This window comes from Bacillus sp. AFS018417 (assembly GCF_002560985.1).
Taxonomy (GTDB): Bacteria; Bacillota; Bacilli; order Bacillales; family Bacillaceae_G; genus Bacillus_A; species Bacillus_A rhizoplanae.
In genome coordinates, this window is sequence record NZ_NTTM01000006.1 from 71,499 (window position 1) to 84,158 (window position 12,660).

General features: G+C 35.5%; 16 protein-coding genes. 8 read left to right on the plus strand and 8 right to left on the minus strand.

Going from position 1 to position 12,660, the window contains the following annotated elements:
• Positions 1-34 precede the first annotated feature (34 nt).
• The 3 genes from CN326_RS04265 to CN326_RS04280 form a co-directional block, all read right to left on the minus strand.
• A complete protein-coding gene (locus tag CN326_RS04265) occupies positions 35-628 on the minus strand; it encodes a kinase (protein WP_375337679.1) in 594 nt (197 codons plus the stop codon).
• A 397-nt stretch (positions 629-1,025) separates the two neighbouring features.
• Entirely contained in the window at positions 1,026-2,054 is a 1,029-nt protein-coding gene (gene cydB, locus CN326_RS04275) for a cytochrome d ubiquinol oxidase subunit II (RefSeq protein ID WP_098306550.1), read from the minus strand.
• On the minus strand, positions 2,044-3,390 hold the full coding sequence (locus CN326_RS04280; RefSeq protein WP_098306552.1) for a cytochrome ubiquinol oxidase subunit I: 1,347 nt from the start codon (positions 3,388-3,390) through the stop codon (positions 2,044-2,046). Before CN326_RS04280 ends, cydB begins: the two co-directional genes overlap by 11 nt.
• Before the next feature lie 220 nt (positions 3,391-3,610).
• Between CN326_RS04280 and CN326_RS04285 the strand changes: the two genes are divergently transcribed.
• Complete coding sequence (locus tag CN326_RS04285; protein ID WP_098306554.1) at positions 3,611-4,174, plus strand: beta-class carbonic anhydrase; 564 nt, start codon at positions 3,611-3,613, stop codon at positions 4,172-4,174.
• On the opposite strand, the gene yidD is transcribed toward CN326_RS04285, so the two are convergent.
• Entirely contained in the window at positions 4,171-4,401 is a 231-nt protein-coding gene (yidD, locus tag CN326_RS04290; protein ID WP_098306556.1) for a membrane protein insertion efficiency factor YidD, read from the minus strand. The two genes, CN326_RS04285 and yidD, sit on opposite strands and share 4 nt — an antisense overlap.
• A gap of 128 nt (positions 4,402-4,529) precedes the next feature.
• On the opposite strand from yidD, the gene luxS reads away from it, so the two are divergent.
• Positions 4,530-5,003 (plus strand): S-ribosylhomocysteine lyase LuxS, encoded by a 474-nt coding sequence (gene luxS / locus CN326_RS04295; protein ID WP_098306558.1) that lies wholly within the window; start codon positions 4,530-4,532, stop codon positions 5,001-5,003.
• Between the two features lie 311 nt (positions 5,004-5,314).
• On the opposite strand, the gene CN326_RS04300 is transcribed toward luxS, so the two are convergent.
• Both CN326_RS04300 and ytzI read right to left on the minus strand, forming a co-directional pair.
• The gene (locus tag CN326_RS04300; protein WP_098306560.1) at positions 5,315-5,548 is read right to left on the minus strand and encodes a DUF3953 domain-containing protein; all 234 of its coding nucleotides are present in this window, start codon (positions 5,546-5,548) and stop codon (positions 5,315-5,317) included.
• A gap of 1 nt (position 5,549) precedes the next feature.
• Positions 5,550-5,693 (minus strand): YtzI protein, encoded by a 144-nt coding sequence (gene ytzI, locus CN326_RS04305; protein ID WP_098306562.1) that lies wholly within the window; start codon positions 5,691-5,693, stop codon positions 5,550-5,552.
• Between the two features lie 109 nt (positions 5,694-5,802).
• On the opposite strand from ytzI, the gene CN326_RS04310 reads away from it, so the two are divergent.
• The 6 genes from CN326_RS04310 to CN326_RS04345 all read left to right on the plus strand — a co-directional run bounded on the left by CN326_RS04310 (position 5,803) and on the right by CN326_RS04345 (position 11,063).
• A complete protein-coding gene (locus CN326_RS04310) occupies positions 5,803-6,117 on the plus strand; it encodes a hydrolase (RefSeq protein WP_098306564.1) in 315 nt (104 codons plus the stop codon).
• A gap of 81 nt (positions 6,118-6,198) precedes the next feature.
• Positions 6,199-6,678, plus strand: coding sequence for an RNA deprotection pyrophosphohydrolase (ytkD, locus tag CN326_RS04315; RefSeq protein ID WP_098306566.1), 480 nt, complete (start codon positions 6,199-6,201; stop codon positions 6,676-6,678).
• A 702-nt stretch (positions 6,679-7,380) separates the two neighbouring features.
• On the plus strand, positions 7,381-8,415 hold the full coding sequence (locus CN326_RS04330; RefSeq protein WP_098306573.1) for an AI-2E family transporter: 1,035 nt from the start codon (positions 7,381-7,383) through the stop codon (positions 8,413-8,415).
• Positions 8,416-8,844: 429 nt separating this feature from the next.
• Positions 8,845-9,936, plus strand: coding sequence for a hypothetical protein (locus CN326_RS04335; RefSeq protein ID WP_098306575.1), 1,092 nt, complete (start codon positions 8,845-8,847; stop codon positions 9,934-9,936).
• A 51-nt stretch (positions 9,937-9,987) separates the two neighbouring features.
• The gene (locus tag CN326_RS04340) at positions 9,988-10,353 is read left to right on the plus strand and encodes a hypothetical protein (RefSeq protein WP_098306577.1); all 366 of its coding nucleotides are present in this window, start codon (positions 9,988-9,990) and stop codon (positions 10,351-10,353) included.
• A gap of 311 nt (positions 10,354-10,664) precedes the next feature.
• Positions 10,665-11,063 carry an RDD family protein gene (locus tag CN326_RS04345; RefSeq protein WP_098306579.1) on the plus strand — a complete coding sequence of 133 codons (399 nt, stop codon included), beginning with the start codon at positions 10,665-10,667 and terminating at the stop codon, positions 11,061-11,063.
• A gap of 23 nt (positions 11,064-11,086) precedes the next feature.
• On the opposite strand, the gene CN326_RS04350 is transcribed toward CN326_RS04345, so the two are convergent.
• Together CN326_RS04350 and CN326_RS04355 are read right to left on the minus strand one after the other, a co-directional pair.
• Positions 11,087-11,893, minus strand: a complete 807-nt coding sequence (locus tag CN326_RS04350) for an ABC transporter permease (protein ID WP_098306581.1) — start codon at positions 11,891-11,893, stop codon at positions 11,087-11,089.
• Positions 11,886-12,650: an ABC transporter ATP-binding protein gene (locus tag CN326_RS04355; protein ID WP_098306583.1), complete on the minus strand. Its 765-nt coding sequence runs from the start codon at positions 12,648-12,650 to the stop codon at positions 11,886-11,888. Before CN326_RS04355 ends, CN326_RS04350 begins: the two co-directional genes overlap by 8 nt.
• Between the last annotated feature and the right edge of the window lie 10 nt (positions 12,651-12,660).

A 12,660-nucleotide genomic window follows, 5' to 3' on the forward strand; every position in this document is an offset into this window, starting at 1 on the left:
AGAGCATAAAAACTCTGAGCATTTTTGTGTGCTATTATCCCTGTAAAACTAAATCAGCAATTTTTGTAGGGAATTCTGTATCTATATAAAATTCTTCTGCTTTCCAATACCTATTTTGAAACTTGGAAATGTTTTGTTGTGTATGTTCATTTTCACGAAGAAATCTCTTATCTCGCGGGCAGTCCAAATACACTACAGAATCATAGAAACTTCTCCACTCTTTACGTTGAAGAAAAACACCTTCTATTAAGATTACACAAGTATTGGGAAGTTTAATGTTCTTAATACTCTGTGTATCAGATTCGTTATCATAAAAGGGTAGAATAAGATCGTTCGAAAATCTAAGTTTATCGAAAAAATGATCCCGTAACCAATTAATGTCCCACTGTAAATGATAATATTCATACCATTCTTCATGGCCGGTATTGTAACGCTTTTTACGTTCAACAATGTGGTCATCAATATGAAAGACATAGAAAGGGATATTCTTTTCTTTTACAGCCTCACTAAGTTTTTTCACAAGTGTTGTTTTGCCAGAACGGCTTAACCCATCTACCCCTAAAATAAACCGACCATCTATCTCAAGATTTGTAATCAAATGTAAGAGCGTTATGAAATTATCTTTCAAGGTAGTATCATCTCCTTTGAAAAAAGTCATTCTTTTCTTACCTTATTTTTCTCAGTTTTGAACTATTAGCTATTATGCCAATAAAACCAGTGATAGCGAATATATACGCTACGAACAAGGATGTTGATGATAGTGACTCTATAATTATTCTAAATGTGCCAAAAGTAAATAATAGGAAACTACCCACGAGAGTTATAATTGTTCGAGTTTTAATATCCAGTTTTTGCACCCCCGAAAAATCTTTATTTTAAATAAATGTTAACATATTCATTAGTATAAATTAACATTTATTGTAATTCAGGGAGAGTTCCCTATTTTTTTATATGAATATCAATATTAAAATTTATCACAGCCAAAATAAAAAAGAAGCCTGCTAAAAACAGGCTTCTTTTTTATTTTAATGATATCCCTTCGCAGAGTCTTTATGAATTTTCTCTTTAAAGATTGTGTAGCTCCATAATTGATAGCCAATAACAATTGGTACCATGACTATTGCAACAAAGAACATAATTTTTAAGTTTAATTCACTGCCTGCTGCTTGGAATAATGTTGTGCTGTATGCATCGTTAATGCGAGATGGCAACATTCTTGGGAACATGCCAGCAAAACCAGTTGCCATAAACATGGCGATTGTTAAGCAAACAAATGTGAACGCTAAACCAATTTTACGTTTGAAAACCATAATGATTATGATGACACTCATTAACATCGCAAGTAACGGGATGATAAACAGTACAGGGTATTCCGTAAAGTTTTGGAATAAGTTTGTAAGGTTTGCCGTTGCGACGTAGAAGATAGCTAAAATGGTTGCTGCTGCCATCGAAAATGGTTTGGCAATTTTATAAGCACGATCTGATACTTCACCAGTCGTTTTAATCATAACCCAAAGTGCACCGGATACGACAAAGATTGCAGTGAAGAAGAGACCGCCTAAAATACCGTAAGGATGTAATAAGCTAAGTAAGTTTCCTTCATAGCCATGTTTACCAATTTGTAGTCCGTAGTACAGGTTAGCGAATGTAACGCCGAATAAGAAAGCAATTAAGAAACTACCAACCGCATACGTCCATTTACAAACAGTTTGCCAAACTGGTGAATCATCTTTATGCATAAATTCTAATCCTGCTGCACGAGCGAACAGAGCAATTAATACTAAAAATAACGGTGTATATAAGTAGCTGAACATGTTTGCATATGTGATTGGGAAAGCAGCAAATGTTGCTCCCCCTGCTGTAATTAACCATACTTCGTTACCGCCCCAAAACGGTCCAATTGCTTCCTGCAATTGATTTCGTTCTTGGCGATCCTTCGTAACAAATGGAAAAATCATTCCGTTACCAAGTGCATAGCCATCGAGAATAAAGTAAACTGTCCAAATCACGCCCCATAAGACGAACCAAATAATTGCAAGTGTATCATGAGACATGAGCTACACCTCCTTGATTCGTTTCTTCTAATGCTGCTGGACCTTTTTTCGCAAATTTTAACATAAGGTATACATCAGCAATTAATAGTAAAGTGTAGAACAAGATTAAGCTAATTAAAGAGAACCAAATCTGCGGTACAGAAATTGGTGAAACTGATTCTGCTGTTCGCATTAGTTTGTACACTGTCCAAGGCTGACGTCCTGCTTCTGCAACAATCCAACCAGCGTTAATTGCTACATACGGAAGTAATACAGACCACATTGTAATTTTTAAGAAACGTTTTGAGTTTTCTAGTTTTCCTTTTTGCATTAAATAGAAACCAAACCATGTTAGTGCCATAAAGAATGTACCAAGTGCAACCATTAAACGGAAGCTGTAATAAACAAGATTCACGTTTGGACGCTCGTCTTTCGGAATATCTTTTAAACCGACAATTTTTCCATCAAATGAGTTTGTATAGAAGAAGCTGCCGAGTTTTGGAATTGTTAATGCTTCAAAGTTTTTTTCATTTTTCACATCAGGAATTTGAATAATGGAGAAGCCTTGTCCTTCCCCGGTTTCCCAAACTGCTTCCATTGCTGCACCTTTTGCAGGCTGCATTTTTGCTGCGAAAGCACCGGATTCATGACCGATGAAAGGTGTTGCAGTTGCTGCAAATAAACCGAATATTAAACCGTACTTAAATGATTTTTTAAAGAATGCAACCTCATTTTTACGTAGTAAGTGATACGCACTGATAGCCATAACGAAGAATGCACCAACGATGTAACAACCAACAACAGTGTGGAAGAACATATGCCACGCATATGGATTTGTAACTAGTGCCCAAAAGTCATTTAATTCAGCGCGGCCATTGCGGACTACATAGCCAACAGGGTTTTGCATAAAGCCGTTCGCTGTAATGATCCAAAGTGCGGAAATATTTGTTCCAAGTGCGACCATCCACATAGAGAATGCACGGAATTTTGGTGAAATTTTATCTTTACCGAACAACCAAATTCCCATGAAAGTAGATTCTAAGAAGAAGGCAACAAGTGCTTCTATCGCTAATGGGGATCCAAAAATATCTCCCATGTATTTGGAGTACTCAGACCAGTTTGTTCCGAATTGGAATTCCATTGTAATCCCAGTGATAATTCCCATTACGAAGTTAATGGTAAATAATTTACCCCAAAAGTTCGCCATTTTGCGGTACGTTGGATTCAATGTACGCGCATATTGCGTTTCCATAAACGCTACTAAAATAACAAGTCCGAGTGTTAACGGTACAAATAAGAAATGATAAAAGATTGTAATTGCAAACTGAAAACGACTCAGTAACAGAACGTCGGACATAGTAATGATTCACTCCTTTTTTTCATTATCTACAAATAGTTTATAGTGAGAATTTGAGCAAAGTGTGGGGGAGTTGTTACAGAACTGTGTGAGAATTATGGAAGAATTATGGCTGTTATCTGAAAAAATCGTATTTTTAGAATAAAGCAATACATTTTTTGTTTTTTTCATTCTTTGATACACTTAATTTGTAATTATATGAAGAAAGAGGGGTTTTACTTTGAAAGCATTAGAAGAGATTTTGCAATATAATCAGGAATTTGTTGAAAGTAAAAAGTATGAAGAATATGAAACAGGAAAATTCCCGAATAAAAAAATGGTTATTATTTCATGTATGGACACACGTCTTGTAGAACTATTGCCAAAAGCGATGAACATGCGTAACGGTGATGTGAAAATTATTAAAGTAGCTGGCGCTGTTATTTCACATCCATTTGGAAGTATTATGCGTAGCATTTTAGTCGCGGTTTATGAACTTGGTGCAAATGAAGTGTGTGTAGTTGGTCACCATGATTGCGGTATGGCTAAAATTCAAGCGAGCAGCACGATTGAAAAGATGAAAGAGCGCGGTATTTCAGAAGAGAAACTAGACACACTTCGTTATTCTGGAATTGATTTAGAAAGGTTTTTACGTGGATTCTCAAGTGTAGAAGAAAGCGTAGAGCATAGTGTTTCTATCCTTCGGAACCATCCGCTTATGCCAATAGAAGTGCCTGTGCATGGACTTGTTATTCATCCAGACACTGGAAAGTTAGACGTTGTTGTAAATGGCTACGAAGGTTAATTATCTTTTTGTTTTTTCTCTGGTACAGGATCGAATCCGCCTGGATGAAACGGGTGGCATTTCAAAATTCGTTTCACTGTAAGCCAGCTTCCTTTTAATGCGCCGTGAGTTTGAATCGCTTCTAGTCCGTAGTGAGAACACGTTGGGTGAAAGCGGCACGTTGGCGGCGTCATTGGGGAAATGAATGTTTGGTAAAAGCGAATAATACCGATGAAAATGCGTTTCATAACGATCTCCTTTCTTGCATATGCTGTAAGTATTATAGCATGGTCTGTACATAATACTTTACTAATTTGTAATTCCGTTATATCATATTGGATATAACGGAATTAAAATAAAAGCGGGAGAGATGCATATGCCATCAGTAGAAAGCTTTGAATTAGATCATACAATTGTAAAAGCGCCTTACGTAAGACATTGCGGCGTTCATCAAGTAGGCAGCGACGGTGTCGTGAATAAATTTGATATTCGTTTTTGCCAACCAAATAAGCAAGCGATGAAGCCAGATGTGATTCATACGCTAGAACATTTATTAGCATTTAATTTACGTAAATATATTGATCGTTATCCTCATTTTGATATTATTGATATTTCGCCAATGGGTTGCCAAACAGGATATTATCTTGTTGTAAGCGGTACGCCAACAGTACGCGAAATCATCGATTTATTAGAGTTAACACTGCAAGATGCAGTAAAAATCACAGAAATTCCTGCTGCAAACGAAACGCAGTGCGGTCAAGCGAAACTTCATGACTTAGAAGGCGCAAAACGCTTAATGAATTTCTGGTTAAGCCAAGATAAAGATGAACTTGAGAAAGTGTTTGGATAAGATGAAGGAAAGCTGCCTGTGATAGGCAGCTTTTTTTAATTGGCGGATATATGTATGTCGAATGGTGTCGCGGGGTCTTTATCCCGCATTAACGGGCAGTAAAGGCTGGAGAAGAGCGGGGAAGAAAACTGCCCGTAAAAGCCCGATTGGTGAGAGCTTTCCATCAGTGAGAAAAGCGTCACTGATGAAAGTTTCACTTTATATCGTGTCGAAGCGCCGATATATTGTAAAAAGCGCTGATATATAGAAGTGATTGTATTAAATAGAATGCGAAGTATTTTTAGCATCGTAGCATTCACATCGTGTTTCGTTTAGCGAAGGGACTGTAATAGAGGAATATATAATGCAAATGCACCAGTAAGAAACAGAAAAATCCCAGCAGATGTTTGTTTTTTTTGAAATTCTGCAATACTAGAAACGAAAAAGATGAGTCCTAGAGAGATGAACATATAAGGTAAAATGAATGGAATGTTATCTGTAAAAAGTCCAAAAGCGGCTAAAAATAGCGTGATGATAGAAAAAGTAATGCTTAATATTTTCAGCATGTTACTGTCCCTTTTCTTCTTGATACGGATTATCCTCTATAGAATCTACTGAATGTTTATAAGAATATCCCTTATTAATCGTTAATACTGAGAGTAATAATACAACAATCACAATAATGACTGCTATAATTAATATCTTCATCATAGAAAGGCCCCCTTTTCTTTATTTTATCATTGCATATGCTCTCTTTTACATATTTTTGTAAGAAAATGAAAACAATAGAAAATAAAGCGGGTGAAAGAAGGGACGTTCTATGGATAAGAAAACATACTATGTTTCAGTTGCAAATGGTGAAATCTCACAGGTGAAAACGGCCAATACATATAGTTTTGCGATTCAAGCGACAAACGAGGAAATTATTAAGCTCCGAGAATATTTTGATCAAGCATATCGTGAAGATCTTGGAGCATTTGTGCGCTCTCATGTTCCGTTTGTCGAATATCATAATGATTCTAATAATGATCGGTTCGATGAACAACTACAAGAAGCATATCGAATGATTTATGAATTAGGGGATCAGGAAGCGAAAGAATTGATTGCACAGATGGGAATTATCAACGGGTTATGATTGGATAAGATTAGTCATACTAGTCAGAATGTGCTACAATTTATGGTAAGAAACTTGTAACCATCAATAGGGGAGTAGGGCATGTACACATTTAAAGATTATTATCATAACACTGTACAATTATCGTTTGAACGTTACCCATTTTCTCCAGAACCAAAGCACGTTTGGGTTGTGTGTCGATATGGGAACCAATGGTTATTAACACATCATTTGCGCCGGGGTCTTGAATTTCCAGGTGGAAAAGTAGAAGCTGGGGAAACACCGGAAGAAGCGGCAGCTCGTGAAGTTCATGAAGAAACGGGCGGCATTGTATCAAGCTTAACGTATATCGGACAATATAAAGTATCCGGAAAAGACAAAATAATCATTAAAAACATTTATTTCGCAACAATTAGTGCAGTAGAACAACATACGCACTATGAAGAAACGAAGGGATCTGTACTACTAACAGATATTCCAGAAAATATTAAAGAGAATAGACGCTTTAGTTTCATTATGCGCGATGACGTACTAGCGCGCACAATGCAGCATATAGAAGAAATCGGCTGTTTCACGAAATAGAGCAGTCGATTTCTTTTTATTTTTTGATTGTATTTCCTTATTCATGCTAGAGAGGACTCAAAAATATTATATAAAAAGAGGTTTGTGATATGATTCAATTTAATTATTTTACATACGCTCTCATGAATACAATTATCTTTTTGCCGTATTTTTTGTTTACCATTATCGGAAATTCTTATGACACTTCCTTGCATGGTGGGCTTCCGCTTATTATTTTCTATACATTTAAGTATACGGGGGGCATTCCTCATTCATTCGTTTTTCCAAAAAGTGAAGACTCGGGAGTCATTGTTAGGCTTTCTTCTCGTTGCAATCTTCGCAGCTGTTTGCGGGATGTTAGCGCCTCTTTCACCGATTTGGATTGAGTTATCTGCCCTTTTGATGGGGATCGCAACGAGTATCTTGCTTCCTCTTTATATGACAATTCAATATCATGAAAAGTATTTTTATAGTGTACGTCTAACACGTAAATCCAGCTACCCCTCATAATTTTTCATCTACACTTCTCCTTTTCTGTAGATTAATTATATAACTGCTGAAAATTGATTCTTCCTTTTTTTATCTACATACGCATATTATATTACATGTGTTTTTTGTATACGAATAAAAACAAAGAAAGCAGGTAGAAAGCAATAGATAAATGATTAACGTTTTCATGAATATATTGAATTTCTATCCACTGAAGGGGGAGATCGAGTCCTAATGATGCAAATAAAAAATTTCTTTCAAAGTAAAGGATTTCAAAGGTTGCTTGTGTTAGTAATTTTAACCCTTATATTATATGGGTTAAAAAGTATGATTAATTTAATATTGATTACCTTTATCCTTACGTTTTTAATGGATCATTTTCAAAGGTTTATTTCTGAAAAGCTTAATCGTTTTGTACGGATAAATAGGAAAGTAATTATCGCTTTTTTATACATTGTTTTAGTTATGTTGATTATTACCACGTTATATAAATATTTACCGGTCATTACCGTTCAAGTTTCACAGTTAATTCATCAGTTTCAAGTGTTTTTTAAGCAGCCACCTGATAATGAAATTATAAAATATTTGATTTCTACCATTAAAGAGATGGAAGTATCAAAGTATATTGAACAAAGTGTCGATGTTATTTATCAGTCTTTAGCTAATATTGGAAAAGTAAGTTTGCAAATGTTTCTTTCCCTTATTTTAAGTTTGTTCTTCTTGTTAGAAAAAGAGCGTATTATAGCTTTCACTTCTAAATTCAAAGATAGTAAGCTTAGCATTTTTTACAATGAGATTGCATATTTTGGACAGAAATTTGTACGTTCATTTGGAAAAGTTATTGAGGCACAGTTTTTAATCGCTGTTGTAAATGGTATTCTTTCAGTTATTGCACTTTGGCTTTTAGGATTTCCACAGCTCCTTGTATTAGCAGTAATGATTTTTTTGCTTGGGCTCATCCCAGTTGCAGGTGTAATCATTTCGCTATTTCCACTTTGTATTATTGCCTATAATATTGGTGGGATTACATATGTAGTATACATTTTAATTTTCATTACAGTCATTCATGCGTTTGAAAGCTATTTTTTAAATCCAAAATTTATGTCTGCAAAAACGAATTTACCAATTTTCTATACGTTTATGATCCTTATATTTTCAGAGCATTTTTTTGGTGTGTGGGGGTTAATAATTGGGATTCCGATTTTTATCTTCTTGCTTGATGTACTTGACGTGAAGAATGAGGAGAAATCGTATGTAGATGTAGAATGATACCTCGAAGGCATGTAAAAAGCAATCCAAGTATATTGGATTGCTTTTTATCCCGCTATTCGCGGGTAGTAATACCCTCACCTCAAAATTCATCCTAAGAAAAGAAGTAAGCTGCGTTAACTTTAATGATAACTGCCATTACAATGTTTTTCCTTATTGGAGGCTTACTCTCATATGGGATTTGGAGAATGGAAAAAATCACTCAATATGGGAATGAGAATACTGGAATATAGAAAAGATAAAAAACTCGGCTGTTTTACGAAACAGCCGAGTTTTTTTGCATGTTAGTAGGGGAGTTGCAGCGGACGGCGGCGTCCAGATTAAATGAAGTTACTTTTACCAAGTGAATAATAGTTAAATCGTGCTGTTGTATATCTTGTCAAAATTGATTATGATTTCAATGACATAATAGAGTGTAGGGAGGACGTTATGAGGAAACACCGTATTCATTTTTTATTTTTGCTCATATTCATTTGCTTTATTAGTAGCTGTAGTAAAGCAACAGATGTGGCAGAAGAACAAGAGATATGTAAAATAAAAGAAGAATGTATAAAAAAGGGAGATGCATTCCTTAGTAAGATTAATAAAAAAATGCAGGGAATTTCTGAACTAGAAGCATATACGGAAGTAGAAAATAAAGAACAATTAACAGCCTATGAAGAACAAAGAAAAGATGACGACCGTTACTTCTTTTTAGCCTCTTATTATATTGATAATGATGAGTTAGCAGATCCATATTTTGAAGAGTTAGATAAAAAGAGATTATATAAAGTATTTGCTGATGATAAAGATGCAAGTAAAGAAGTGATCGCATCTCATGAAGATATGGATTATCATCAAACGCTATGGGACATGTACAGCCTCTTAATTCCAGCAAAATATAGAGAGGATATTAAAGAATTCGATATTGTAACGGACGGATACGATAATATTGTTGCTCATGTTATGCAAAATGCAGAAAATCCTGAAGACTGGATAATAAGTTTAGATGCGTTAGATTCTAACGTAAATATAAATGAAGTGATGAAAACGTTAATTCATGAAACTGCTCATGTTTTAACATTGAATAGCACACAAATTCCTGTGGATCAGAAGTATATAAAAGATGTTACAGAGGAAAAAGACATTTCGGCATATGAAGCAAAATGTACGGCGCTGTTTTTAACAGAAGGCTGTACAAAAAAAGATTCGTATGTAAATCAATTTTATGAGCAGTTTTGGAAACCAATTGAAAGTGAATGGAAAGAGAAAAAAGTAGAAACAAATTTAGAAGCGCAAATGCAGTTTTTTAAAGAACATGAAGACAAATTTGTTTCTGAATATGCAACAACGAATGTCGCAGAAGACATTGCTGATACATTTACCGCGTTTATTTTACAAGATTCTAGCAAAGTGAAAGAATCACAAGAATTAAAGTATCAAAAGATTGCTTTCTTTTATCAATTTCCAGAGCTTGTGAAGATGAGAGCGGAAGTGCTGTCAGGGTTACAGCAAATTTCGGAGGAAGTGGAAGAGGCATAAGGTGAAAAACAGGATAAAGACATTATACAAAAGAGAGAGAATGCATGAGTTATGAATAATAGTTTAACTAATCTATTAAAAAACAAATTTATTTTAATAGTAATTCTATTGATTGGATCTTTTCATATGATTAACTTGGGGATATTTTTGTTAATTGTATTCGGTGTTTCTATGTTTTTGGACGCTCCAAATGCTGAATATCCCCCTATAGTAATGTCACAATTGTATCCTCCTTTGATTGGCTACTTATTCTTATTTTCAGCTATTCTTTTTTGTTATTTTTATCAAAAATTTGCATCTGAATCTCACTGGAAAAAGCGGATAGTTCAAGGGATATTTCTTGTTTTTGCACTTATCATTCCTATCTTCTTAGGTGCTTTTAAAATACCACTTGTGGAAATGTTAATGAAATTTTAATTGGTGAGTACTGTTCGTTGATGTGAGATTGGGGATAAGTATAACATTATGATTCGTGAATAATACGAAAATAAAATGTCGAGTTACCTCGAAATTTGTTATACTGTGAAGGTTATAGTTTTTGGATGTGATATATAGAGGAGATGCGAATTTTTTTGTCTAAGCATGAGTATCGCTTTTAATTCATTTACGTTTGATAAAAACATTCAAATTTGTGATAGGGTGTTTGGACAAGAAAAGAGAATCTATAAATACATCCAAAATCTAAAGAGAGATTTGTATAAAATACACAAGAGAATGGAGAAGATAATATGAATCAACAACTAGCAGGATTTTGGAGACGATTTGGAGCTAATTTTTTAGATGGACTAGTTTTAGTTCCTTTTCTTGTAATTTTTATGTGGTTAGATATGTCTAAGGAGAAATCAGATAATATAATAGGTATTTTAGAAACGTTATACTATCTAATTGTTCCTGTCGTATGGGCAGGGTTTACAGTAGGTAAGAAAGCATTAGATATTCGAATTGTACGTATTGATGGAAAGAAAATTACGATTTGGACTACGTTAAAACGCTACCTATTAGGTGGAATTGTATATACACTTACAATTGGTATTGGATTTATCGTAAGTGCATTTATGGTAGCACTGCGAAAAGATAAACGTTCTATTCATGATTTTATTGCAGGAACAAAAGTTATTCGTGACTAATATGAAAAGCAACCTATACATTGTTAGGTTGCTTTTTTCGTACGCGTAATGAACTTTTCAAATCCTGCAACAAGCACATACATAAGTGTTGCGAGAATACATGTGAGAAGTACGCTAAGCAAAACGAGCGTAAAGTTAAAGACTTGAAAGCCGTAGCTAATTAAATAGCCGAGTCCTTCTTTTGAAATGAGCAGTTCCCCGAAAATAACCCCAACCCAAGAGAGACCGACGTTTACTTTTAATGTAGAAATGATGGCTGGGAACGATGCTGGTAAGATGACTTGTTTATAACATTGCCATTTGTTTGCGCCAAAGGTTTGCATGACTTTCAAATAATTGGCGTCCACTTCTTGAAAGGCACTGTAAATGACGAGAATGGTAACGATGATGGAAATGATGACACCCATCGCCACTGCAGATGAGATATTCGGACCGAAGATGACAATAATAATCGGACCGAGCGCGACCTTTGGCATTGCATTTAAGACGACAAGGTATGGATCGAGTACACGGGCAATGAAAGGGCTCCACCAAAGGAAGGTTGCAATGCACGTACCAAGAAATGTTCCGAGTATAAAGCCAAGGCACGTTTCAAAGAGCGTTGTATAAATGTGCGGCCAAAGGGAATTATCTTGCCATTTTGTAATGAGTAAGTGAAGAATGCTAGAAGGTGAACTAAATAATAATGGATCAATCCACTGGTTTCGGCTAGCGACTTCCCACAATGCGAAAAAGAGGAAGAGAATGAATAGCTGCAACGTTCGTACAGCAAGTGTCCGTTTTATTTCTCGTTTTCGAAAGTCTTGGTGAATTTCTTTTATATTATCCAAGGTGTTCCAACTCCTTCCATATTAACTGGAAGAATGAAGGGAAATCGGGATGCTGACGCGCTTCAAATGGTGAAAGGGAGCGAATGTTTTCTGGAACAGAAAAGACTTTGGCGATGCGTCCTGGTTTGGCTTGCAGTAAGTAAATGCGATCGCTCATTGCAATAGCCTCTTCGATGTCGTGTGTAACGAGAAGCGATGTTTTCTTATATTCTTTTAAAATGGAAAAAACGAGTTCTTCTAATTTTAATTTTGTTTGATAATCGAGTGCAGAGAATGGTTCGTCTAGTAATAATATTTTCGGGTTTGTTGCGAGTGTCCGAACGAGAGCAGCGCGCTGGCGCATTCCTCCTGATAATTCATGCGGATATTGTTTTTCAACCCCTTGCAGACCGACTTGTTCTAATAGCTGCAAGGCGTGTTGTTTCGTTTTTGATGTGTATTCTTTTGTAATGCGTAAGCCGACTGAGATGTTCTCTTCAATCGTTTTCCACGGGAACAAGTAATCTTGCTGAAGCATATAGCCGATGGAGGATGTTGGTTTTGTCACACATTCTCCGTCGAGAAAGACAGTTCCTTCAATTGGCTGCAGTAAGCCTGAAATAATAGAAAGTAGTGTTGTTTTGCCGCAGCCACTTGGGCCAAGGAAGGAGATAAATTCTCCTTCCTCAATTGTTAAGGAAATCTTTGATAAGACGAGGCTGGCGTTTTCTTTTGAGAAGAAGCAATGAGATACGTTAGAAAGCTGTAGCAATTTCATTGTACGGTCC

Coding starts and splice junctions, on each gene's coding strand:
- cydB (WP_098306550.1), bottom strand. CDS start 2,054: ATGTCTCATGATACACTTGCAATTATTTGGTTCGTCTTATGGGGCGTG.
- CN326_RS04280 (WP_098306552.1), bottom strand. CDS start 3,390: ATGTCCGACGTTCTGTTACTGAGTCGTTTTCAGTTTGCAATTACAATC.
- yidD (WP_098306556.1), bottom strand. CDS start 4,401: ATGAAACGCATTTTCATCGGTATTATTCGCTTTTACCAAACATTCATT.
- luxS (WP_098306558.1), top strand. CDS start 4,530: ATGCCATCAGTAGAAAGCTTTGAATTAGATCATACAATTGTAAAAGCG.
- CN326_RS04300 (WP_098306560.1), bottom strand. CDS start 5,548: ATGCTGAAAATATTAAGCATTACTTTTTCTATCATCACGCTATTTTTA.
- ytzI (WP_098306562.1), bottom strand. CDS start 5,693: ATGATGAAGATATTAATTATAGCAGTCATTATTGTGATTGTTGTATTA.
- CN326_RS04310 (WP_098306564.1), top strand. CDS start 5,803: ATGGATAAGAAAACATACTATGTTTCAGTTGCAAATGGTGAAATCTCA.
- ytkD (WP_098306566.1), top strand. CDS start 6,199: ATGTACACATTTAAAGATTATTATCATAACACTGTACAATTATCGTTT.
- CN326_RS04330 (WP_098306573.1), top strand. CDS start 7,381: ATGATGCAAATAAAAAATTTCTTTCAAAGTAAAGGATTTCAAAGGTTG.
- CN326_RS04335 (WP_098306575.1), top strand. CDS start 8,845: ATGAGGAAACACCGTATTCATTTTTTATTTTTGCTCATATTCATTTGC.
- CN326_RS04340 (WP_098306577.1), top strand. CDS start 9,988: ATGAATAATAGTTTAACTAATCTATTAAAAAACAAATTTATTTTAATA.
- CN326_RS04345 (WP_098306579.1), top strand. CDS start 10,665: ATGAATCAACAACTAGCAGGATTTTGGAGACGATTTGGAGCTAATTTT.
- CN326_RS04355 (WP_098306583.1), bottom strand. CDS start 12,650: ATGAAATTGCTACAGCTTTCTAACGTATCTCATTGCTTCTTCTCAAAA.